The organism is Cellulosilyticum ruminicola JCM 14822 (assembly GCF_001311925.1).
GTDB classification, from domain to species: domain Bacteria; phylum Bacillota; class Clostridia; order Lachnospirales; family Cellulosilyticaceae; genus Cellulosilyticum; species Cellulosilyticum ruminicola.
Map to the genome: position 1 here is coordinate 40,280 of NZ_BBCG01000008.1, position 23,471 is coordinate 63,750.

Here is a 23,471-nt window from a genome sequence, read left to right on the forward strand (position 1 = left end):
TTATTGAGGTTTATGTCCGTGAGGCATAAATGAATTAGAGTGGTATCACGAGAGTATATAATACCTCGTCTCTATGAAATGTGTAAACAGTCATAGAGGCGAGTTTTTTTGACTTTTAATGACTGAAAACACATTAGTATATTTAAAAGTTCAATATATAAAACATAATAAGGAGTCGAAAAATGAGTAAACCAACATTTTATATCACAACACCTATTTATTATCCAAGTAACAAACTTCACATTGGACATTCATACACAACAGTAGCAGCAGATGCTATGGCAAGATATAAACGTCTTCGTGGATATGATGTAATGTTCTTAACAGGAACAGATGAACACGGTCAAAAAATTGAAAGACGTGCTGGTGAAGAAGGTGTTACATCACAACAATTTGTAGATAATATCGTAGATTGGATTAAAGATTTATGGAAAACTATGGACATTAGCTATGATAAATTCATTCGTACAACAGACAAGGAACATAAAGAGACAGTACAAAAAATCTTCAAAAAACTTTATGATCAAGGTGACATTTACAAAAGTGAATATGAAGGTCTTTACTGTACACCATGTGAAAGTTTCTTCACAGAACACCAATTAGTAGATGGCAAATGTCCAGACTGTGGTAGACCAGTAGAAAAAGTAAAAGAGGAATCTTACTTCTTTAAACTTTCTAAATACCAAGCTCGTCTTATTGAGTACATTGAATCTCACCCAGATTTCATAAAGCCTCAAACAAGACAAAACGAAATGATTAATAATTTCTTAAAACCAGGACTTGAAGATCTTTGTGTATCTCGTACATCATTTAAATGGGGTATTCCAGTAGAATTTGATCCAGGTCATGTAGTATATGTATGGCTTGATGCTTTATCAAACTACATTTCTGCACTTGGTTATTTACAAGAAGATGATGCTAACTTCAAGAAATTCTGGCCAGCAGATGTACATTTAGTAGGTAAAGAAATCATTCGTTTCCATACTATTATTTGGCCAGCAATGCTTATGGCTATGGACCTTCCACTTCCAAAACAAGTATTCGGTCATGGATGGCTTGTAATCAATGGTGGTAAAATGAGTAAATCTCAAGGAACAGTAGTTGATCCAAGCGTACTTGTAGGACGTTATGGTAGCGATGCAATCCGTTACTTCTTACTTCGTGAAATCGCATTTGGTCAAGATGGTAACTTCTCAAATGAAGCACTTATCTCAAGAATCAACTCTGATCTTGCAAATGACCTTGGTAACTTAACATCTAGAACAGTTGCCATGATTGAAAAATATTTTGGTACACTTCCAGAAGAACAAGAAGGCAATGAATTTGATGCTGACGTTCAAAACGTTGTAAAAGAACAAATTGCTAAGATGGAAGCTAATATGGAAAAATTATTCTTCAACAACGCTCTTGAAGATATTTGGGTAATCATTAGAAGAATGAACAAATACATTGATGAAACAATGCCATGGGTACTTGCTAAAGATGAAGTTAACAAAGCTAAACTTGCTGGTGTTCTTTATACATTATCAGAAGTAATCCGTATCGTAAGTATCATGATTGAACCATTTATGCCACAAACACCAGAAAAAATCTGGACACAATTTGGTATTACAAGAGGAGAACTTACTGCTTGGGATACAATTCATACATTTGGCAGCCTTCCAAAAGTTGTAGCAGCTAAAAAAGGTGAAAATATGTTCCCACGTATTGATAAAGAAAAAGAACTTGAAATCTTAGAAGCTCATGCACCAACAATTGAGAAAAAAGAAGAACCAAAAGCTGAAGCTAAAAAAGCAGATAAAAAAGCTGCTAAAGAAGAAAAGGTACTCGAAGTGTCTGAAATCACAATTGATGATTTCGCTAAAGTTGAACTTAAAATTGGTGAAGTAATCGAATGTGAAAAAGTACCAAAAGCTGATAAGCTTTTAGTTTCTAAAATTAAAATCGGTGAAGAAGTAAGACAAATTGTATCTGGTATTGCAGCATATTATACACCAGAAGAATTCGTTGGTAAAAAAGTAGTAGTTGTTACTAATCTTAAACCAGTTAAACTTCGTGGTATCTTATCTCAAGGTATGGTTCTTTGTGCATCAGATGACAATGGAAACTTAGTTGCAGTAGGACCACTTGGCGAAATGGTAAGCGGTGCAACTGTACGTTAATTTGTACGTTTATTGGATTTATATAGGTAATTAGGAATAAATGTTAATGCTCTAAAAGGCATTGACATTTATTCCAAACTATAACATAATGTTAAATGGTTAAATTAGAACAAAATAGCATTAATATATGAAACAGCAGATGGGCGGCTAGACTACCCATTAGTTGTTTCTTTTTTTATTCTAAATTTTGGCATAATATAGAATGCTGATTTTATATTATAAATAAAGGTACATAACTTTAGGAAAATGGCAGAGTTTTAATGGAGGAAAAGTATGAAGAAAGTTTTTAAAGACAAAGCGTTTTTAAGTACATTGCTTATGTTAGCAATTCCTATTACACTTCAAAGTTTCATTACATCATCACTTAACTTAGTGGATACAATGATGGTAGGAAAATTAGGAGAAACAGCAATTTCAGCAGTAGGACTTGCTAATCAATATATGTTTGTGTTTACACTATGTCTTATGGGAATCAATGCAGGGGCAAGTGTATTTATGTCACAGTTCTGGGGCGGCCGTGATTTAAAAGGGATTAAAACATTTTTAGGAATAGATTTAGTAGTAGGACTTGGTGCTTCAGCTTTATTTGGCGGGGTAGCGTTTTTTGCACCACATATTGTAATGGGTATCTTAACAAGTGACCCAGCAGTAATTGTGATTGGTGTAATTTATCTTAAAATAGTAGCAATCAGCTGTTTATTTATGGGTGTAACTCAAGCTTTTTCAGCAGCTCTTAGAAGTACGGAGCAAACTAAAGCACCAATGTTTGCAAGTCTCATCGGTGTAGCAGTAAATGTTGTTTTAAATTGGGTATTAATCTTTGGGAAATTTGGTGCGCCTCAAATGGGTGTAAATGGTGCGGCATTTGCAACAATGATTGCACGTTTAATAGAAGTAATTTTCATCGTAAGTGTTGTTTATTGTAGTAAAAATAAAGTAGCAGCTAAGTTTAATGAACTTATGAACTTTAATATGGGTACAATCAAAACTTATTTTAAAACATCATGGTCTGTTATTGTGAATGAATTAATTTTCTCAGTAGGTTCAGCAGCATACGCTACTGCTTATGCTAAAATCAGTACAGATGCTTCAGCAACAATGCAGATTTCAACAACAATCATTAATATGTTCTTTATCTTCTTAACAGGTATAGGTTTTGCAGCGGCAATTATGATTGGAAATAAAATTGGTGCAGGCGAAGAAGATATCGCACATCAATATGCTTCACATGTTGGCAAACTTACGCCACTTATTGGGATTATATTAGGTATAGCTATGTGGTTTTCGGCACCTAGTGTTGTAACTTTATTTAATATTAAAACAGAAACAGCTTTGGCAGCCATTAAAGTATTACGCGTTATGGCAGTTGTAATGCCCCTTCGAACATTTAATGCGATTATGATTATTGGTGTATTTAGAGGTGGAGGCGATACAACTTATTCAATGATTGTACAAGCAGGTACAATTTGGCTTTATTCTGTACCACTAGCATTCATTGGTGTTTTAGTATTTAAGTTACCAGTGCATATTGTATTTCTTTTAGTATGTACAGAGGAGATTGTTAAAATACCATTTGAACTTGTTCGTTTAAAATCAGGTAAATGGCTTAAAAATGTCATTGCATAATTTGATTAATTAATAAAATACCCCCTACAAACTTAAAATTATAAGAAAGTTTGTGGGGGGTATAATTTTTAGATTGCATTTTTTTTTTTACAAAAAAGAGTATAGTTGCTAAATTTTCTAAGTGAGATTATAATATATTATACATAATAGAATAGATTGATAGGCAATATTTAGACTTGAATAATGTGAGGAAGAAGCTATGTTTACAATTGTAATTTGTGAAGATGAAAAAACTCAAAGAGAACAATTAAAAAGCTATTTAAGCTTGATATTAGGAGAATTAGGGGTTCTTTATGAATTTATTGAATATGAATCAGGTGAACAGTTACTGAATAATTATGTATCGAAAGCACAACTTATTTTTTTAGATATACAGATGGGCGAGTTAACGGGAATGGAAACTGCTAGAAGAATAAGAGAACGTGATAAGAATGTAGACATTATTTTTGTATCTGGTTTAACTTCATACATGCAAGAAGGCTATGAAGTGAGTGCAAGACGTTACATTATAAAGCCTATTGAAGAAAAAGAGTTTAGAAGACAAGTGCTCCCTTGTATTGAAGAAATTTTAAAGAAAAATGAAGAATATGTATGGATAAAGAGTCAATATTCTTCATATAAGATTTTGATGAGTGATATTCTATATGCTGAAACTTATGGTAGAAAGATTAATATTTATACAAAGCAAAGAGTATATGATACGCATATAAATTTAGGAGAACTTGAAAAGAAACTAGACCCTGAGGTATTTTTTAGATGCCATAGAGGATATTTAGTTAACTTAAAAAAATAGAATACATAGAAAAGGATTTTTTATGTATTGATGATAAAGAAATACCGATTAGCCGATTTAAAGCAAGAGAATTTAAGAAGGCATTGACTTACATAATTGGAGAGTAAGAATGATTAGTGCAACCTATTTGAGTATATTAGATTGAGTAGATGCTATAATTTTAGCAGTAGGTAGAGTATATTTTCACCCATTGTTATCATGATATTAATAATGATATTTCATGTATTAAAGAAGTTACAAAAGGTCAAGGTGAGATTACAAGATATATTAATGCTTTAGAAAAAGAAGTAATGCTTACAAAAGAGATTTATAAAACAGGTTACTCTGTAGTAGATGCAATTTTAAGACAAAAAAGTATGGCTTATGATAACGAACAGATTCAGTTAAGAGTGAATTTGGATTTGAATTCATGTGGTTTTATAGAAGATAAAGATTTATGTAGCATATTTGCAAATGCTATTGATAATGCTATAGAATCTTGTGAAAAGATTAATAGTGAAGGTATTAAGAAGTATATTTATATGGAGAGTCAAATAACACAAGACTTTTTAGTAATTAAGATTAGAAATTCAAAAGAGCATATGAATAAGTGGTGTAATAATCAATTAATTACACAAAAGAAAGATAAGAAGTTACATGGCTTAGGCATCAAAAATATTAAGAGAGCATTAGATAGATATAATGGTGAATATATTATAAAAGAAGGAATGAATGATTTTCGATTTAAGTTAGTTATTACTATAAATGTAAAAATGTAGTTAATACAATAAAAATAGCTGTTTAAACAAAAAGTGTATGCAATATAGAGGTAGTGTAGTAAACTATACGTAGGAAATAGATATTGAGGCAATAAATTATGGGGCGATACTTAGTAATGGAGAGCTAGGTATCAAAGAAAGACAGTCATTCGGTGCAGATAACGAATGGCTGTTTTTTTATGTTATAAAACTTGAATAAATAGTTCACATGTGTCATAGTAAGAAATGAAATAAAAGATATGTTGTAATAACTATGGAGGTAGCACGTGGAATACATTGATTTAACACTTCAAGTAAAGAAGACAAATCGTATTTATAAGATGGCAGAAGCTCAGCTTAAAAAAGATATTGTTATGGGACATGTTGGGACACATTTTGATTTATATGGAGATATACAAGTGCCACTGGATTATATGCAGACAAGAGGGGTATTGTTTGATGTAAGTCATATTCAGGATAGAGAAATCACTTGTGATGACATTGATTTAGATTATGTAAAACCAGGGGATTTTGTATTAATTCGTACAGGTGTAATCGAGAGACATCCTTATGGTAGTGGACTATATTTTAGTGATAGTCCAAACTTATCTTGGGAACTTATTCAAGAGTTAGCTATGGAGGAGATTAAATTTATAGGAATCGATGCATCAGATCTTAGAAAAGGAAAAGAACACACAGAAGCAGATAAAATCTTTTTAAGTCGTGGAACCTTTGTTATAGAGAACCTTACAAATCTAGATAAAATCAGACCACAGGAAGTATGTAAAATACTTACAATGTGGCATGAAGATCCAGAGGCTACAGGTATGAAATGCAGAGTAGTAGCAGTTCAGCCTACAGATGAAGATGGAATATAATTGATAAAAGAAAGTCCTTTATTTGAGGACTTTTTTTGTATAATTTAGGGACAAGCTTGCTATAATTTAATAAAGTAGGAGTAATAACCTAGAAAAGGAGAATGGAAATGAGTAATAGGCGTGAGAAGAACTATTCTTTAACCATGAGAGATTTAGGGCTCATGATATGTATTATGATTGTATATGGTATCATTTCTTTTATTAATTTAGCAAGTTTTAAAAATCCACAGACATTTTGGAATGTACAAGAACAGGGGAATAGGGCAGTTATTGATTTAAATCAAGTAATAAGTATAAGTAAAATGAGGTGTTTTACAGGTGCTAGAGTTGGAAACTATACAATACTGATATCAAACGATGGTGAGAATTTTGAAGCAGTAGCGACTTTAGAAGAACCTAAGGTGTTTGCTTGGTCTGAAATGGATTTACCATATACCTTTAGGTATTTGGCTATTGAGGGACGAGAGGAAGGTATCATAGGCGAAATTGTTTTATATGATACAGATGGGAATATAGTTTCAGGTGTAGCAGTTAATGCCATAGCTCAAGTACTGATTGATGAAGCAGATACTAATCCAAAAGAAATTAGCTATTTAAATAGTACTTACTTTGATGAAATTTATCATGCAAGAACAGCTTATGAATATGTTCATGGTATGGATATTTATGAATGGACACATCCACCATTAGGTGAACTCATTATTTCGATACCTATTAGATTATGGGGTATGAATACATTGAGTTATAGGCTAATGGGGAATATTGCTGGAATACTTATGTTAGCAGTTATATATATTTTTGCTAAGAGACTTTTTGGAAAGACGAGAGAGGCTTTTTTAGCAGCTTTATTTTTGGCAGTAGATGGTATGCATTTTGTGCAGACACGTATTGCAACAGTAGACAGTTTTATTGTACTCTTTGTATTGTTATCTTTATTATTTATGTATCAATATGTACAATGTGGCAATAAAGAAAGTCTTGGTAAAAAGCTGGTTAATTTGTGCTTTTCAGGGATATTTTTAGGTGCGGCTATGGCAACTAAATGGAGTGGCATGTATATAGCACTTGGACTTGCAGTTATTTTCTTTGCAAACTTATATAATAGATTAAAAACAGTAAGTTATCATAATCAGTTTAAAGAACAGGTACCTATTATAATTGGTAGCTGTGTAGGATTTTTTATTGTGATTCCTATAGTAATTTATTTAGTGAGTTATATTCCATTCTTCTTAAGAACTGAAAATACAAGTATCAAAGATTTTGTGGCATTACAGCTTCGAATGTATAGATATCATTCACAGTTAAATGTAACCCATCCATTTACATCACCATGGTATTTATGGCCATTAGATATTAAACCTGTTTGGTATTATCAAGGAGCTGTAAAAGAAGGATTTATTGCAAGTATAGTGGCTTTTGGTAATCCGATTATATGGTGGAGTAGTATAGTAGGTATGCTTTATGCTGTGAAAGAAGTAAGTGTAGAAAGAGATAAGCGTTATGCCTTTTTAATAATAGCTATTTTATCAGTGTATTTACCTTATGTATCTGTTTCACGTATTATGTTTTTATATCATTATTTTCCTGTAGTGCCTTTGATGATTTTAACCCTTGTAGGTTTGTTGAGTGAATTAGAAGAGAAAGCTAAAAAGTTTAGTGTAATCAAATGGTTTAGTGGTATAGCTATTTTGATATTTACATTCTTCTATCCTGTTTATGCAGGAGTTACAATTCCGAGATGGTATGCAGCAATGACACAATGGATTCCGGGTTGGTGGCATTTCTTTAATTAACAGTGGTATGAGAAAGATGAAAATAGGCACAAAATTATAAGACAAATAATACAATGTATTAACTAGGATAGTCATTTCAACCCCCTTGTTTTCAAAAATAATAGAGCTTAAAGCAAAAAAGAGGTGAGAAAATGAAGAATAATAAAATAACCTTACTTATTGACCAAGATGATGTAATTGTAGAATATATGGATTTAGTTACTAAGACTTATAATGAAAAGTATCATACAGACATCAAGGTAGAGCAATGTACTAATTGGGATATATATGAATTCTTTGGTCAAGAAATAGAAACAGTAATGCATGATCCGGATTTATTTAGGAACTTGCAACCGGCACCTTATGCATTAGAAGTATTTGAGAGACTATATCATAGTGGTTTATTTGAAATGTATATTGTAACGGCAGCAGATCCAAGAACTGTAGAAGCTAAATATGAATGGATTGAAAAATATTTACCATTCTTTCCTAAATGCAATATCATTGTGGCAAGTAACAAATTTATGATTAAGGGTGACTATTTGTTAGATGATGGCATGCATAATATAGAAAATTTCGCTAATGCAGGAGGAAAAGTTGTAGTGTTTGATAGGCCACATAATACAAGTAAATCACATAACTATCCTAGGGTATCTAATTGGCTAGAATTTGAAGAATATATACTTGCAGAATGCAACATAAATGAAAAGATGGCATAACAGAAAAGGAGTTGTCTATGTTATTTAGATGACTCCTTTTTCGTTAAATGATGGCTACATAATCATAGAAGGTATTGCAATAAGATGTGTTAAGTGTTGTAATAGTATATAAGAATAAATTTAAAGGAGGAAAATTATGTTACAAGAGATACTTAATCTATATTATATAAGTGTAGTAAGTGCTGTATGTTTGATGATGTTAGATAATATGATGAGTAGGAATTCAGATATGGACCCCTTTGAATTAATGGATAGTATGAATGAAATGCTTAATAGTATGGAAGATGAGAAATTAAAGCATCTTATATCAAGCTTTTTAGAGAGGTCAATAGAAAATAAAGCATTAGGATATGCATTTTTATTCTTATTATGTGGACTACCCATTTTAAATATATTTATCATTGTTATGTTAATGAAGAGTATTGTACAAAATCATAAAGAAGGGCGATAAGTAAGCCCTTTTTTGTTGGAATTTGATCTAGAAAAGTAACACAAATGAAATGTTTTATCTGATATAATTGGGATAAGTATAGAGTTGTATAAAAATGACAACTTATACAATGTGAAATAAATGGAGGAAAGCCATGAAAAATATACAAAAGGCTATTTTAATAGGTGGAATAGCAACAGCTTTGGTTTTTAATGCAGTACCAGTTATGGCAGCGACCTATTCAGCGATATATTTAACAAATGATGCAGAAGTAAGAGTGGTAACAGGGGATATCCCTAGTATTGAAAAAGAAGGAACACTAGCAGCTATTAAGATTAGTGAAAGATATAGTGGCATATTAACCACAAGTAAATCAGAAGCAGATCGTACAATTACCTTATCATTAAAAGGGACAAGATATAATTTTGCGACTGATAAACCAAAGATTACATATCTTGGTGGATTTAAAAACATGGATGAAGTAGATATTAGCTACGGAAAAACGAATGGAAAAGAAGATCCTCAAATTTTAAAGATTGTCTTACCATATGATAAAGGAATAAAAAATACAGGAATACTTGAAATTAATAATTTAAAGGTAGTGGCAGATTCTATAAAAGAAGGTAAATTAGAACTTCAAATAAGCGGTGCACTAGAAGAGACCACTAATATTGTAGTAGCAGAGGTGAAATCTTATGGTGCTAAGTTAGAAAGAGTAGGCAAGAACATAGAAGATATTACTGCTGGTGATACAAGTAGAGTAAGCTTTAGTTTAACAGAAGGGATGCCGGATAGTTTAGTGCCTGGGCGTACTATTGAGTTTACTTTAAATAGGGGATATTTTTACATGGATAGTAAAAAAGAATTATGTGTGGGTGCAATATCGTTAAATGGTAGAGATATTAACGCTAAACTTAATAAGATTGAGGATGAAAATGGGCGTGTTACAGGATTTGAGTTTGTTGTTCCAGAACTAGATAGAACTACAAGTAATACGATTACTTTTAGAAATGTACTCATTTATGCAGATGTGATGCAAAAAGGTGAAGTAATTCTTAATATGGAAGGAAGAGGCGTAGATAAAGGAGATAGATTAGTAATTGGTGAAATTAAGGCGCCTGCTACTACTAGTGTAAAAGGCTTTCAGGCTAAAGTAGGGGTGAAAGGTCAAATAGGTGGACATGTAACAATTAGTGAAACAGAGAAAGCAATGTTTGAGAAGGGGTATATTACATTAGAAATCGAACAGCAAGATGGCATCAACTTTAGAAGTGAACCTGATGTAGAAGTAACAGAAGGAAATATGAAGGTCAGTGTAGTGGGGTGGGATAAAGAAAATCCCAATATATTTAAATTACGTGTAACACAAAGATCTACAGAGCCATCTACTATAGAAATTAGTAATTTCAAAGTAAATGTAAGTGAAAGTGTACCAGATGGGACTTATAGTTTAAAAATAGGTGGTAATGCTATTTCGCCAGAAGGAGAAGGTACACTAGAATTTAAAGATTTTCTTACAACAAAATATGAAGAACCTGCTACTAATAGTGCGAATGGCAATATAAGTAGTGGAAATAACAATAATAACGGTGGAAGTAATATACGTCCTGTAAATAATAAAAAGACAATTACTCAGTTTATATTAGGAAGTTCAACTTATACTATTAATGAAGAAAGTCGTGTCATGGATGGTATGCCATATGTAGAAAGTGGGCGTACTATGGTACCGCTTCGTTATGCTGTAGCGGCAGCAGGGGTAAATCCTGATGATGTGGAATTTTCTAATAGTATTATTACAATACCGGCAAGTAAGCTTATTAAAATGACATTAGGCAGTAGTACAGTGACAGTTGATGGGAAAGAAAGTACAATGATTACAGCAGCTAAATCAGTAAATGGTAGAACTTATGTGCCTATTTCTGAGATTGCTAAAATATTAGATTTAACAGTAGGCTGGGATAAAAATACGAAGACAGCTACTTTTGAATACTAGAAAATAAGGAGAGAAGGAAATGTATTTTGATTCACATGCACATTATGATGATGAAAGATTTGATGAGGATCGTTATGAATTTATTGAGCGTATTCATGAGGAAGGTGTAGATTATATTGTTAATGTGGCAGCAGATATACCATCTTGCTATACAAGCTTAGCTTTAGCACATAAATATCCTTTTGTATATTGTAGCATTGGAGTACACCCACATGATAGTAAAAGCTTAAATGATGAAAAGTTAGCAGAGCTTAAGAAATTGGCTGGAGAAGATAAAGTAGTGGCTATTGGTGAGATTGGATTAGACTATTATTATGATTCATCACCAAGAGAAGACCAACGTAAATGGTTTAAAGCACAATTAGCTTTAGCAAAAGAATTGGATTTACCTGTTATTATTCATAGCCGAGAAGCTTGTCAGGAAACCTTCGATACAATTATGGCCAGTGGGGTAAAAGAAGGAGTTATTCATTGCTTCTCTGGAAGTGCGGAGCTTGCGAAAGAATATGTTAAGCGTGGATTTTATATTGGCGTAGGAGGTAGTCTAACTTTCAAAAATGCTAGAAAAGCAGTAGAAGTAGTAGAAACTATTGGACTTGAAAATATTTTGATCGAAACAGATGCACCATACTTAACACCAGTGCCACATCGCGGCAAACGTAATGATTCTTCTTATTTAGAACATGTAGTGGCTAAAATCGCTGAAATTAAAGGGATAAGCGTAGATGAAATAAATGAGGTGACTTGTCAAAATGCTAAAAATCTCTTTAGAATAAAGTAGGTTTGGATGTAGAAAAAGAAAATAAATAAAAATAAAAAAGCAGCTTTTGTAAAAGTTGCTTTTTTATTTTTGTATAGTATAACTAAACTTTAAGGTTATTGTAGTTAAATAAAAATAAGGGGTATCACATAAAAATATCTAATAAATTTTTTTAGCGAAAAGGAAAATTGTATAAAAAAACGAAGCCTAAATAAAGAAGATGGGATAAGTTTAAAACTGGAGTATAAAGTTGTTAAAATGTTAGAAAATTATTATTAAGCAATTGTTACATAATTATTAAAATGACTTTTTTTTAGAAATTAAAAAAAGTGTGCTCTAACCCCTTGAAAATACGTAGTGTTTTGATAAAAAATTGTGTTTTTTAGAGTTTTATTTTTTAAAATTATTACAAAAGGCTTGAAAAACTCGTTGAGATATATTACAATTCTATTTGTAGTTGCAATAAACAGGCAATTACATTTATTACCAAAATGTTGTAGTAAAGCACGATTCACCAGATCAAGTGAGAAAAACCGATTGTTTAAATAAGTAGAAGTAAAACTAAACTTTTATTTGTTAAGCAATTATTTTAAGGAGGATATCATGAAGAATCGAAGTAGGATCGCTTTATTGATTGTAGTGTTGTTTATGCTAGGAGCGGTTAGTATCACAGCCTATCAATCCATGTCAAAGATTATTACTTTAGTCGATGACGGGAAAGTGACTCGATATGAAACAGATGCAAGTAGCGTACAAGAGCTACTCACACAGTTGGAAATTACATTAAATGAAAAAGACACTGTAAAACCAGAATTAAATACAAAAATAGAAGACAATTTAAGAATTACTATAGACAGATGGAAACCAACAGTTAAATTCGTTTTAAATGGCGAAAGCGTAGAATTTAATACAGACTTTAAAACAGTAGGAGACATCGTTAAAGCTAAAGGTTTAAACGAGGAAAAGGGCATTTCAGTAGAGCCTGAAGAAAGTACAGCTATTAAAGATGGTATGGAAATCGTCGTGAAAACTAAAGAATTTAAAACAATTACAGAAGAAAAACCAATGAGCTTTGAAACTGTTGTAAAAGAAACAATGGATTTAGAAGCAGGTGAAACAAAAGTTACACAAGAAGGACAAAATGGACTTAAGAAAGTAACAATACAGGAAACTTATGTCGGTGGTGAATTAACAAATAAAGAAATTACAAATGTTGAGGTTATTGAAGAACCTGTAAACAAAATCGTGTTAAAAGGCATTAAGAATACTGTAAAAGATACTACAACTGGTACAAAATATGCGTATACAAAAGCTATCAACGTAGAAGCTACAGCGTATACAGCATATAACGGAGATGGTTGGGGTAATAAAACAGCTAGCGGAATGACAACGGCAGTTGGAGTCATAGCTGTAGACCCTAGTGTGATTCCACTAGGAACAAGATTATATGTCGAAGGTTACGGCTTAGCAGTAGCTGGAGATACTGGCGGTGCAATTAAAGGGAATAGAATTGATTTATTCTTTAATACATCAAGTGAGTGTACAAATTTTGGTCGTCAAAACACAACAGTGTATGTGTTAAAAGACCAGGACATAGCATTGTCAGATATTAGAAGATAGTGAGGAGCTCTTGCACTTGGGTGCGGGGGCTTCTTTTTTTGTGTTTGGTGCATGGGGATGTGTGGATAAGTTCAAAAATGCCTTAGAGTGGGGATGGAAGGCGTAGCATGGGATTTTGTAGAAAATAAGGAGTGGAAGAAAACTCTTTTTAGAGTATGATAGAGGGCTTTGAGGATAGATTGAGGATGAGTTGGAAAATTGGAGGTATATTAGATGGGAAAATGGAAATAATAGGATTAGGCGGGTGGTGCCCGAGAGCTAAGCTTATTAAAGTTTTGTGCTAGAAATGTTTCTAGGAAAGCTTTTAGCTATAACAGTAAGTCACTCCGGAGAGGATTCTAGAGACTCTCCGGTATACATAGAGTGTGAATTTAAGTCTCTGAGGGGATTTTCCTTAGAGGCTTTTTTATTTAAGGAAATAAATGGAAAATTGAGACAAAACTTTAAATTTAAGAGAGAGTGTGATATAACTAAGGGATATGAAAAATATTATAATGGAATAATAAGGAGAAGAGAATGCAGACTTTAAAGCGATTTATAAGTTATTATAAGCCGCATAGAACGTTGTTCTGGGCGGATATGGGATGTGCGTTGACTTTATCAGGAATTGATTTGGTCTTCCCGCTTTTAGTACGTTATTTGATGAATGATATTTATATATTACATGATAAATCAACTATCCTAAAATACATTGGATTAATTGGTGCAGCATTATTGGGGATGTATGTGATTACATACTTCTGTCAATATTTCATTACTTCGTGGGGACATATCATGGGTGCCAGAATGGAATCCGATATGCGAAGAGAACTATTTGGACATTTAGAGAAACTTTCATTTTCATATTATGATGAAGTAAATACAGGAAAATTAATGTCTTGTATTGTAAATGATTTATTTGATATTTCAGAGCTTGCACATCATGGGCCTGAAGATATATTTATTTCGATTATTAAGATTATAGGAAGCTTCATTGTTTTAAGTATGATTAATCTTAAGATGGCAATGATCTTGATTTTCTTTACAGGACTCATGTTATTCTTTGGAATATATTATAACCGTAAGATGAAAGCGGTATTTAGAAAGAATCGTGAGAAGATTGCTAAGGTAAATGCGATTACACAAGATGCTTTGGGCGGTATTCGTGTTGTAAAATCATTTGCTAATGAACATATCGAGATGAATAAGTTTGATGAAGGAAATGAGGAGTTTGTATCTACTAAATGTAAAAGTTATGAGATTATGGGACGCTACTTTAGTGGAAATGGATTCTTTAAAAACTTATTATATTTAGCGGTAGTTTTAGTAGGTGGATATTTCATTACAACAGGTGAAATGGGTGTAGCAGATGTTACAGTTTATATTTTATATATCAATACTTTCTTAAATCCTATTGAGAAACTTGTTAACTTTACAGAACAGTTCCAAAAAGGTTTTTCTGGTTTTGAACGTTTCTTAAGAATTATTGATACAGAACCTGAAATTCAAGATATTAAAGGTGCTAAAGCCTTAAAAGATGTAAAAGGTGAAATAGAATTTGAAAATGTGTGCTTTAGTTACAATGATGAAAAGGATGTTTTAAAAGATGTAAATATCTATATTCCAGCAGGGAAAACAGTAGCTTTAGTAGGGCCTTCAGGTGGCGGAAAGACAACTTTCTGTTCATTGATTCCTAGATTTTACGAAGCAACATCAGGCCGTATTAAGGTAGATGGAAAAGACATTAGAGGTTTAAAACAAACTTCACTTAGAGATGCTATCGGTATTGTACAACAAGATGTGTATTTATTCTATGGTAACATCAAACAAAACATTGCATATGGCAATCCAGATGCCACAGATGAGGAAATTGTTGAGGCAGCTAAAAAAGCCAATATCCATGATTTCATTATGAGTCTGCCAGAAGGTTATGAAACTTATGTAGGTGAACGTGGTGTAAGGCTTTCAGGCGGTCAAAAGCAAAGAATCTCTATTGCTAGGGTATTTCTTAAAAATCCACCTATTCTAATCTTAGATGAGGCTACATCAGCTCTAGATAATGAAAGTGAAAGATATATTCAAGGTTCATTAGATGAACTTGCTAAAAATAGAACAACACTTGTAATTGCACATAGATTAAGTACAATTCGTAATGCTGATGAAATCATAGTTTTAACGCAAGATGGCATTGCAGAACGCGGTAGTCATAAAGAACTTATGAAAGCAGATAATGTTTATGCAAAACTTTATAATATGCAGTTTGCATAAGTAAGAAGCTGTTTTAAAAACCTATATATCAGTATATGTAAGCTGATATATAGGTTTTTATTTGTGTTTTGATTTTATAATACGTTTAATAATAAAGAGAATAATTATAAGAAGGATTAATATTGAGAATAAATGAGAGGGGTTATATGGTCTTATAAAAGGTGGAAAAGTTAGTAAAGCATTTGTACCATAATGCCTATTAAAAAGCAAGAAGTTTGAAGTAGAACTATAAGTTGAATGGTAGTAAGGTGACCAATGATCATAATTAGATATTTTATTTTTATAGGATTTAAAAGGCATAGTGTTTGTGTGAGTAGAGGCAAAGATGCTATCAGAATAGGTATAATAAGAATCTGAAGAGTAATTGGTATCATAGTCTTCTTTAGAATAAGTATTTACAGAAGAAGCTGCTTTATTATTAGTAGTAGCATTTTTAGTAGAGTTAGCTTTATTTGCTGAAGTATTACTAGTAGAAGTTGGAGTAGTGTTAACTGTGCTATTCATAGAAGGAGAAGTATGGCTTGGTGCAGAGTTATTTGTAGAATGAGAAGAACTACTAGAAAAGGTATGAGTGTTAGAAGATTTATGGGAACTAGAAGATTTGTGTGTAGAACTGACATGACGACTGCTACTTCTAGAATGAGAACGTCCTTTTGCAAGGGTAGTAGTAGATAAAGATAAAAAAGTTAAACTAAATGTTGCCATTTGTTTTTTCATAATTTTATAAAGCCTCTTTAGATATCTGTTAGAATAATAATAATGGGTATTATATAAGGATGTAGTAAAAAATCCATGACAAAAAATGGATTTTAAATATAGTGAATAATAAGGAGATAAGAATGGAATTATTAAAACAAGGTGATAAAGTTGCATTAGTAGCATGCTCTAATGGATTGAGTAAGCAAAGTAAAGCGGTGATAGAAGAATTAATAAATGAGTTAAAAGCTATGGGACTTGAGGTTGTGTGTAGCCCCTATTTACATGCAGTAGAAGATGTATTTAGTGCTACAGCTCAAGAGAAGGCTAAAGTACTTATGGATTTCTATAAAGCTCAAAGTGTAAAGGCTATTTTTGATATTTCGGGTGGGGATTTAGCCAATGAAGTATTGGGGTATTTGGATTATGAAATTATTAAAGATACTCAAAAAATGTTTTTTGGTTATAGTGATTTAACGACTATTGTAAATGGTATCTATGCCAAGACAGGAAATAAGGCAGGGTTATATCAGATTCGAAATATAGTAAGGGAAGAAAGTGAACTTCAAAAGAAGTGGGTGAAACATACTTTATTTGAAGGAAAGAAAGATTTAGTAGATTTTGGGTATGAATTTATTCAAGGTGATACTTTAGAAGGAGAGGTAATAGGTGGGAATATTCGATGCTTTTTAAAGTTAGCTGGAACGCCTTATGTGCCAAATTTTACAGATAAGATTCTTTTATTAGAAGCTATGGGTGGTGGCCCTGCTCAAATGAATACTTTCTTAAATCAATATGCACAGTTGGGCGTATTTGAAAAGATAAAAGGGATTATATTGGGTACCTTTTCAAGTATGGAAAAGGAAGAACGTACGCCAGATGTAGTAACCTTATTAAAACGTATTTTAGAGTCATCAGACTTAGAAGGGGTACGAAATTTACCAATTGTTAAGACAAAAGAAGTAGGGCATGATGCAGATTCTAAAATGATAATCATTGGAGGAAAAGTAAGTCTTAATAAAAACTAATGCTATCATCGGTAAATGCCCATGTAGCAGTTTAACAGTATAAATATGATTAATATATACCATAAAAGACATAATAACCATATAACAATATAAGGAGAGAATAGTATGAAAGTAAGAAATTTAGTAGTAGTATTAGCATGTTTTGGATTAACTGTGAGCAGCATTTTTGCAAAAGGAAAAGTAGTGGGAGCAACTATTGAGCAAGGCATCGCTATAAAAAAAGAATTACGTGATAAATTTGTAGGTGATATAAGCAATAGAGGCGTAAGTAATGTAATAAATAACGCAGTGAATAATGTATCTAATGCTGCAGGAAATAAAGTAGCTATCTCAATGGAACAAGCAAAACAAATTGCTTTACAACAAGTAGAAGGAGCTGTAGTTACTGAAATTGAATTGGATAGATTCGGTACTGTTTATGAGATCGAACTTAGAAAAGGTGGCATAAAATATGAAGTAAAAATTTCAGCAATTACTGGTGCTGTAATCAAAGTTGAAATTGACGACTAATTAAAAGTCCTTGATATAGCATAAATCTCATGTTTAATTATATAAATCCTGCCTAAATAATGTTAAATAAGGACAAAATATGATATAGTATTGAGATAAGAGTTAAAAACAAGGAGCGACAATATGCAAAGAGTAGCAACACCGGAAGGTACTAAAGCATTACTTAATAAGTATGGCTTTTCGTTTCAAAAGAAATTTGGACAAAACTTCTTAATAGATCCTAGAGTACTTGATAAAATCATTGATGCAGCTAACATTACAAAAGAAGACTGCGTTATTGAAATCGGACCTGGAATCGGGAGTGTAACACAAGCTTTACTTGAAAATGCAGGTAAAGTTATTTCAATTGAGATTGATGATAAATTAATTCCAATTTTAACCCAGGAGTATGGACATAATGAGCATTTTAAACTTATTCATAAAGACGTTTTAAAAGTTGACCTTAAAAAGCTTATTGCTGAGGAATCACCAAATCGTCCAATTAAAGTTGTAGCTAACTTACCATACTACATTACAACACCAATTGTAATGACACTTTTAGAAAATGATTTACCAGTTGAAAGCATTACGGTTATGGTACAAAAAGAAGTAGCAGACCGCCTTGCTTCTAAACCAGGTAGCAAACAATATGGTGCAATTACTGTATCAGTTAACTACTTTGCAGAACCATATTTAGTAGCAAATGTACCAAGAAACTGTTTCATGCCTAGACCAAATGTAGATTCAGCAGTTATCAAATTAACTGTAAATCAAAATCCAGTAGTTAAAGCAAATAATACAAAACAAATGTTTAATATTATTAAAGCTGCATTTTTACTTAGAAGAAAAACACTTTTAAATACACTTGCAGCACATGCTAACTTAGGATTAGACAAAGAAGAACTCAAAAGACTTCTTGATGAAAGTGGAATTGGTGCACAAACTCGTGGTGAAACTTTAAGTCTTGAAGATTTTGCAAGACTTTCAGATTACATTGATGAGTATAGAAGTGATAAATAATAAAGTTTTTAAAACATCTTTTTTGTTGTATAGGGGAAAATACTCTTATTAAAGCGTATTGACAAAAATTAAATTGAAAATTATAATAAATACAATTTAGAATAATTAATCAATAAATGTTCAAAAATATATTTAGAAAGGAGTATATGAGGTGGAACGTATAAATAACTTAATTAGTTTTGCAGCAAAATTTAATATTTTCTTTTTTAGCTTTAGCTGGGGCTTTTTCTTTTTTAGCGCTGGTTCTTTTTGCTGTAAACAAAATAAGTTAAAGCCAAGTGGCATATACGTCTAAATCATATCTCTGCTCTAGTAAGATATAAGGCCTTATGCCTAACCGGCATAAGGCTTTTTATTTTTACGAATTTAGTGGATGAAAAACTAATTAATAGTAAGTAAAAGTACAAATAAAATAAAGAGGTGAAGAAAAGATGGAAGAAACACAATACTTAGGAGTTCAAAAACAAGTACAAATATCTATTGAGCATTTATACGCACATAATGAAGCCATGTTAGAAAAAATAGAGGAAGGGTTGAATACATATTTTAAGCCTCTTCCAGTAGTCGGATATCAAGGAGTTCCTGGAGCTTATGGGGAACAGGCAACTATCAATTATTTCCAGGGAAATTGGTCGAAATGTGTAGCGCATGAGGAATTTAGAGATGTTTTTGAGGCACTTGAATCAGGGGAAATAGATTATGGGGTAATTCCTATTGAAAACTCTAGTGCAGGTGAAGTGTTAGATACATATGACCTTATTAACAAACACAATTTATATATTGTAGGAGAAGAGGTTGTAAAGATTCAACACAATCTTTTAGGCGTAAAAGGTGCAAAACTAGAGGATATTAAGGAGGTTTACTCTCATAAACAAGCTCTTTCACAATGTAAACCTTTCATAAGAGAATGTGGTCAGATAAAATCTGTGCCATATGTTAATACAGCAACCGCCTGTGAATATATTGCTAGTTTAAATGATGTAACTAAAGCAGCGATTGGAAGTAAGCGAGCAGGGGAAATCTATGGACTTGAGCCTGTCGCTACTAATATTCAATTCAATAAATATAATAGTACAAGATTTATTATACTTGCTAGAAAGATGCATATCCAAGATAACTGTGATAAGATTAGTATCTGCTTTACAACAGCACATAATAGTGGGGCACTCTATAATATTCTAGGGCACTTTGCTTATAATGGACTTAACCTACTAAAGATTCAATCACGCCCACTTTTAGAAAGACAATGGGAGTATTATTTCTTCGTAGATATTGAAGGAAACTTACAAGAGGCGAATGTACTTATTGCCTTAAGTCGTGTAGAAGAACAAACTAGATACTTTAAAATACTTGGAAACTATCAAAAATATAAATAGTATAAACTACAGGTTTAATGCCATATATTTCATACTAGACTATACTTAATTTATATATGGATTTGTAGATGTATTAGAAACAGAAAAGCTTATTAAGAAAATAACAGATGAGATGGAAGAATTTGAAAGTTAAGCAAATACTTTATCTTCAAATTTTAAGTAGTATTACAACGATAGAAATTGATTAAAAAAGAATATATAATATATTTGTAGTTATGCGAAAATTTTAAATGAAGTTCCCTTCACCAAGGATTAGAGGTGAAAACATTTAGCCTTTGAGGCAATTTAACACATGACTGTATAACTGCAAATATTGTTAAACTTAGAAAAGCTAGAGGATTATCAGTAAAGGACTTGCAAATATACTTTGGATTTGGACAACCACAGGCGATTTATAAATGGCAGTGGGGGGAAAGGTTGCCTTCAGTAGACAACTTATATGCGTTAAGTAAAATATTAAATACACCAATAGATGATATCTTGGTCGGAAACGATCAAGATTTTTTATTTTACAAAGGTATGTGGAGTTTTTGTGGAAAATATGGCATCAAATAATAGATTGAGAATATAGAACAAATAATATAATTAATAAAATGTTTTGAAAAAATACAAATGTGGCATTGAATCGCTAAAGGAGAATGCATATAATAAAGATAGCAATTAAAAATAAGAGTTTTAAATCAGGAGGATTTATAAATGAAACAAAGTGTACACACAGATAAAGCACCACAAGCAATTGGGCCATATTCACAAGCAATTGTAGCAAATGGCATGGTTTATACATCAGGTCAATTAGGGATGAATGCAGATGGTGTACTTAAAGAAACAGTAGTAGAACAAGCTGAACAATCTATTAAAAATCTTATGGCAGTACTTGAACAAGCTGGCTCAAGCATTGATAATGTTGTTAAAACAACAGTATTCTTAGCAGATATCAATGATTTTGCTGCAGTAAATGAAGTATATGGTAAATACTTTACACAACCATACCCAGCTAGAAGTGCAGTTCAAGTAGCTAATCTTCCAAAAGCTGCAAAAGTTGAAATTGAAGTTATTGCAACTTTATAAAGTGCGAGCTTATAAATAATTAAATAGATAAACAAAGGCTAAAGCATAGTAAGCAATGGAAAAGATTATGTTTTAGTCTTATTTTTATGTCTGAAATAAGATTTAAGGGTAGCAATTGTCAGTTTAAAAAGGAATAAGTTGTACATTATTTTTGCTGGTATACAGAGGTAAGAGGGGTCATATATATAGTGTAGAGTTTGAGTATGACGGACAAACAAAGGAGTCGATGCTATGTATGTAAATACGCTCATTAGTTTACAGGAGAACATCCCTACATATGGGGTAGAAGGTAAAACTGTAACTGGGCATGTAACGATTTCTACACCGGGTATAATTAAGTGTTATGTACAAAATCTAAAAAAACAAAGAATAGAACATTTGAATTATATGTACTAAGTAGTAAGAAGAATACAGGTGTTAAAATAGGGAAATTAGGAGAAGAAAAAGAAACTAAGTGGCGTGTAGAAGAAAAGAATATCATGGGTGGAAGTCTTGAATTAAAAGATATAGATGGCGTAGCAATTGTTGTGAAAGAAAATGATCATAGAAGTGTAGATGCCATCCTTGTTGGATTTAAGAATGAAAGATTTACTGTTTTGCCAATATTAGAATCTATTGTGCCAAGTCCAGAACAAGAGGCGAGACCATGGGGACCACATATGCCACCAGGACCAGGTCGATGCCGTCCTCCCCACCAAGGCCGGGAGGACAGGGGTCAATGCCGCCTCCCCCACCAAGGCCAGGAAATCCAGGAGGTTCCCCACCGTGGGCAGGAGGTCCAGGAGGTCCACCGGGACCATGGGGACCACATATGCCACCAGGACCAGAAAAAGATGATAAACCGTCAAGACCTAGACCAAAACCTAGACCAAGGCCAAGATGGTTCAGAGGAATTTGAAGAAGTAGACGAATTCTCGCCAGTAATTCAAAGTCCAGCTCCAGTGATAAATACAGGAACTAGTATGCCACAAGGTCCAGACCCAATTATTAATACTGAAGAAGGTGAAACTGTACCACAGGAACAAGGACCAGAAACCTCTATCAAGCCGGGTAAAGTGAAGTGCAGTTGTTGGGGTAAAAGTGAAATGCCTACAGCTCAGGGGGGTGCTCCAGAGCCGGTAGTTAACAATGAAGATGACTTAGAAGGTGGAAGTGCACCTGTTATTATTCAAGAAGAAAATGTGGAGAGAAAAGATAGCTTGGATGCTAGAATAGCAAGTAAAAAGGCAATTAATCGTATTACAGAAAGACTAGAACAATTAGGTAGCCAAAACCATCTAATCAATGAGGCTGTAAATGTAGATAGGGATGAGCGATTGAAAGAAGAAAAGAACGAAAGTGTTTATTGGGATTTGGAAACAGATTCTAATGAAGTTGATGACAAAGAAAATCGAGTAGAAGAGTCACCAGAGGAAATTGATTATCTAGAGGAGATTGAAAGAAAACTGCAAGATATACAGAGTAGACTAAAAAAAGAAGCTAATAAAGAGCGACAAATAGTTAGTGAAGAAGTTACAAAAACATTAGAAACTAAAGTATCACAAGCTGACAGTGAAAGAAATCAAAAACAAGAAGATAGTAGAACTAAAAGAAATATTAGTACCAGTACTTTAGCAGAGATTTATGCAAAAGGTGAAGTAGTAGAATCATTTATCCAAGAAGAAGCAGATACGCAGTGGGTTAAGATCCCTTATAGGGAATTTCTAAAGATTCCAAATCTCAGTTATGAATGGTGTACACAACCTTTTATTACTTTTGCATATTATAAGTATAATGAGATTTTATTAGGGTATAATGGAGAAGGTAAATACTATTTAGGTGTACCAGATATTTATAGTCCTAATCGACAATCTATATTATCTGATCCTATCAAAGTAACTGGATTCTTATGCAGACAAAACATGCAGCCAGCTAATGGCGAATATGGTTATTGGATTATTCCATTGTTAGATGAATAAAAAATTAGATTTAGGTATTGCAAAAATTAGAAAATTGTAATATTATAAATTAAATTAAATAATATTCAAATAAACCTTTGAGGGAGAAGTAAAACTAAT

Annotated in this window: 20 protein-coding genes, 1 pseudogene and 1 other annotated feature (1 of these 22 cut by a window edge); of the genes and pseudogenes, 20 read left to right on the forward strand and 1 reads right to left on the reverse strand. The window is 32.4% G+C overall.

What is annotated here, in order from left to right:
- Positions 1-76: a binding site (T-box leader), on the forward strand (it extends 207 nt beyond the left edge of the window).
- A 106-nt stretch (positions 77-182) separates the two neighbouring features.
- The 12 genes from metG to JCM14822_RS04490 all read left to right on the forward strand — a co-directional run bounded on the left by metG (position 183) and on the right by JCM14822_RS04490 (position 15,737).
- Positions 183-2,162 carry a methionine--tRNA ligase gene (metG, locus tag JCM14822_RS04430; RefSeq protein WP_054740045.1) on the forward strand — a complete coding sequence of 660 codons (1,980 nt, stop codon included), beginning with the start codon at positions 183-185 and terminating at the stop codon, positions 2,160-2,162.
- A 273-nt stretch (positions 2,163-2,435) separates the two neighbouring features.
- On the forward strand, positions 2,436-3,788 hold the full coding sequence (locus tag JCM14822_RS04435) for an MATE family efflux transporter (protein WP_054740047.1): 1,353 nt from the start codon (positions 2,436-2,438) through the stop codon (positions 3,786-3,788).
- Positions 3,789-3,987: 199 nt separating this feature from the next.
- Complete coding sequence (locus JCM14822_RS04440) at positions 3,988-4,581, forward strand: LytR/AlgR family response regulator transcription factor (RefSeq protein WP_083461256.1); 594 nt, start codon at positions 3,988-3,990, stop codon at positions 4,579-4,581.
- Between the two features lie 290 nt (positions 4,582-4,871).
- A complete protein-coding gene (locus JCM14822_RS04445; protein WP_054740049.1) occupies positions 4,872-5,339 on the forward strand; it encodes an ATP-binding protein in 468 nt (155 codons plus the stop codon).
- Positions 5,340-5,605: 266 nt separating this feature from the next.
- Positions 5,606-6,196, forward strand: a complete 591-nt coding sequence (locus tag JCM14822_RS04450; protein WP_054740051.1) for a cyclase family protein — start codon at positions 5,606-5,608, stop codon at positions 6,194-6,196.
- 107 nt (positions 6,197-6,303) lie between these two features.
- Positions 6,304-7,989 (forward strand): phospholipid carrier-dependent glycosyltransferase, encoded by a 1,686-nt coding sequence (locus JCM14822_RS04455; RefSeq protein WP_054740052.1) that lies wholly within the window; start codon positions 6,304-6,306, stop codon positions 7,987-7,989.
- Positions 7,990-8,120: 131 nt separating this feature from the next.
- Positions 8,121-8,687 (forward strand): 5' nucleotidase, NT5C type, encoded by a 567-nt coding sequence (locus JCM14822_RS04460; RefSeq protein ID WP_054740055.1) that lies wholly within the window; start codon positions 8,121-8,123, stop codon positions 8,685-8,687.
- 136 nt (positions 8,688-8,823) lie between these two features.
- The gene (locus JCM14822_RS04465) at positions 8,824-9,138 is read left to right on the forward strand and encodes a hypothetical protein (RefSeq protein ID WP_054740057.1); all 315 of its coding nucleotides are present in this window, start codon (positions 8,824-8,826) and stop codon (positions 9,136-9,138) included.
- A 133-nt stretch (positions 9,139-9,271) separates the two neighbouring features.
- Positions 9,272-11,110 carry a copper amine oxidase N-terminal domain-containing protein gene (locus JCM14822_RS04470; RefSeq protein WP_054740058.1) on the forward strand — a complete coding sequence of 613 codons (1,839 nt, stop codon included), beginning with the start codon at positions 9,272-9,274 and terminating at the stop codon, positions 11,108-11,110.
- Positions 11,111-11,129: 19 nt separating this feature from the next.
- Positions 11,130-11,891 (forward strand): TatD family hydrolase, encoded by a 762-nt coding sequence (locus JCM14822_RS04475; RefSeq protein ID WP_054740060.1) that lies wholly within the window; start codon positions 11,130-11,132, stop codon positions 11,889-11,891.
- Between the two features lie 582 nt (positions 11,892-12,473).
- Positions 12,474-13,490, forward strand: coding sequence for a 3D domain-containing protein (locus JCM14822_RS04480; protein ID WP_054740061.1), 1,017 nt, complete (start codon positions 12,474-12,476; stop codon positions 13,488-13,490).
- Positions 13,491-14,006: 516 nt separating this feature from the next.
- Entirely contained in the window at positions 14,007-15,737 is a 1,731-nt protein-coding gene (locus JCM14822_RS04490) for an ABC transporter ATP-binding protein (protein ID WP_054740065.1), read from the forward strand.
- A 57-nt stretch (positions 15,738-15,794) separates the two neighbouring features.
- Here the strand turns inward: JCM14822_RS04490 and JCM14822_RS19970 are convergent, their stop codons facing one another.
- Complete coding sequence (locus JCM14822_RS19970) at positions 15,795-16,454, reverse strand: hypothetical protein (protein ID WP_157047623.1); 660 nt, start codon at positions 16,452-16,454, stop codon at positions 15,795-15,797.
- A 122-nt stretch (positions 16,455-16,576) separates the two neighbouring features.
- Here JCM14822_RS19970 and JCM14822_RS04495 point away from each other — a divergent pair, with 122 nt between their 5' ends.
- From JCM14822_RS04495 to JCM14822_RS25360, 8 genes and pseudogenes are all read left to right on the forward strand, one after another.
- Positions 16,577-17,461: a S66 family peptidase gene (locus JCM14822_RS04495; protein WP_054740067.1), complete on the forward strand. Its 885-nt coding sequence runs from the start codon at positions 16,577-16,579 to the stop codon at positions 17,459-17,461.
- 105 nt (positions 17,462-17,566) lie between these two features.
- Positions 17,567-17,971, forward strand: a complete 405-nt coding sequence (locus JCM14822_RS04500; protein WP_054740069.1) for a PepSY domain-containing protein — start codon at positions 17,567-17,569, stop codon at positions 17,969-17,971.
- Positions 17,972-18,094: 123 nt separating this feature from the next.
- The gene (gene rsmA / locus JCM14822_RS04505) at positions 18,095-18,970 is read left to right on the forward strand and encodes a 16S rRNA (adenine(1518)-N(6)/adenine(1519)-N(6))-dimethyltransferase RsmA (protein ID WP_054740071.1); all 876 of its coding nucleotides are present in this window, start codon (positions 18,095-18,097) and stop codon (positions 18,968-18,970) included.
- A gap of 431 nt (positions 18,971-19,401) precedes the next feature.
- Positions 19,402-20,346: a prephenate dehydratase gene (locus tag JCM14822_RS04510; protein ID WP_054740072.1), complete on the forward strand. Its 945-nt coding sequence runs from the start codon at positions 19,402-19,404 to the stop codon at positions 20,344-20,346.
- Between the two features lie 312 nt (positions 20,347-20,658).
- Positions 20,659-20,901: a helix-turn-helix transcriptional regulator gene (locus JCM14822_RS04515; protein ID WP_306307285.1), complete on the forward strand. Its 243-nt coding sequence runs from the start codon at positions 20,659-20,661 to the stop codon at positions 20,899-20,901.
- A gap of 141 nt (positions 20,902-21,042) precedes the next feature.
- The gene (locus tag JCM14822_RS04520) at positions 21,043-21,414 is read left to right on the forward strand and encodes a RidA family protein (protein WP_054740076.1); all 372 of its coding nucleotides are present in this window, start codon (positions 21,043-21,045) and stop codon (positions 21,412-21,414) included.
- 231 nt (positions 21,415-21,645) lie between these two features.
- Positions 21,646-21,977 (forward strand): annotated as a pseudogene (locus tag JCM14822_RS25355) (DUF7922 domain-containing protein); the annotation flags it as partial.
- 522 nt (positions 21,978-22,499) lie between these two features.
- Positions 22,500-23,372: a DUF6128 domain-containing protein gene (locus JCM14822_RS25360; protein ID WP_456297753.1), complete on the forward strand. Its 873-nt coding sequence runs from the start codon at positions 22,500-22,502 to the stop codon at positions 23,370-23,372.
- The last annotated feature ends 99 nt before the right edge of the window (positions 23,373-23,471 follow it).

Excerpts from the sequence above, each read along its gene's own strand:
- metG (WP_054740045.1), top strand. The coding sequence starts at position 183 with ATGAGTAAACCAACATTTTATATCACAACACCTATTTATTATCCAAGT.
- JCM14822_RS04435 (WP_054740047.1), top strand. The coding sequence starts at position 2,436 with ATGAAGAAAGTTTTTAAAGACAAAGCGTTTTTAAGTACATTGCTTATG.
- JCM14822_RS04440 (WP_083461256.1), top strand. The coding sequence starts at position 3,988 with ATGTTTACAATTGTAATTTGTGAAGATGAAAAAACTCAAAGAGAACAA.
- JCM14822_RS04445 (WP_054740049.1), top strand. The coding sequence starts at position 4,872 with ATGCTTACAAAAGAGATTTATAAAACAGGTTACTCTGTAGTAGATGCA.
- JCM14822_RS04455 (WP_054740052.1), top strand. The coding sequence starts at position 6,304 with ATGAGTAATAGGCGTGAGAAGAACTATTCTTTAACCATGAGAGATTTA.
- JCM14822_RS04460 (WP_054740055.1), top strand. The coding sequence starts at position 8,121 with ATGAAGAATAATAAAATAACCTTACTTATTGACCAAGATGATGTAATT.
- JCM14822_RS04465 (WP_054740057.1), top strand. The coding sequence starts at position 8,824 with ATGTTACAAGAGATACTTAATCTATATTATATAAGTGTAGTAAGTGCT.
- JCM14822_RS04470 (WP_054740058.1), top strand. The coding sequence starts at position 9,272 with ATGAAAAATATACAAAAGGCTATTTTAATAGGTGGAATAGCAACAGCT.
- JCM14822_RS04475 (WP_054740060.1), top strand. The coding sequence starts at position 11,130 with ATGTATTTTGATTCACATGCACATTATGATGATGAAAGATTTGATGAG.
- JCM14822_RS04480 (WP_054740061.1), top strand. The coding sequence starts at position 12,474 with ATGAAGAATCGAAGTAGGATCGCTTTATTGATTGTAGTGTTGTTTATG.
- JCM14822_RS04490 (WP_054740065.1), top strand. The coding sequence starts at position 14,007 with ATGCAGACTTTAAAGCGATTTATAAGTTATTATAAGCCGCATAGAACG.
- JCM14822_RS19970 (WP_157047623.1), bottom strand. The coding sequence starts at position 16,454 with ATGAAAAAACAAATGGCAACATTTAGTTTAACTTTTTTATCTTTATCT.
- JCM14822_RS04495 (WP_054740067.1), top strand. The coding sequence starts at position 16,577 with ATGGAATTATTAAAACAAGGTGATAAAGTTGCATTAGTAGCATGCTCT.
- JCM14822_RS04500 (WP_054740069.1), top strand. The coding sequence starts at position 17,567 with ATGAAAGTAAGAAATTTAGTAGTAGTATTAGCATGTTTTGGATTAACT.
- rsmA (WP_054740071.1), top strand. The coding sequence starts at position 18,095 with ATGCAAAGAGTAGCAACACCGGAAGGTACTAAAGCATTACTTAATAAG.
- JCM14822_RS04510 (WP_054740072.1), top strand. The coding sequence starts at position 19,402 with ATGGAAGAAACACAATACTTAGGAGTTCAAAAACAAGTACAAATATCT.
- JCM14822_RS04520 (WP_054740076.1), top strand. The coding sequence starts at position 21,043 with ATGAAACAAAGTGTACACACAGATAAAGCACCACAAGCAATTGGGCCA.
- JCM14822_RS25360 (WP_456297753.1), top strand. The coding sequence starts at position 22,500 with ATGCCTACAGCTCAGGGGGGTGCTCCAGAGCCGGTAGTTAACAATGAA.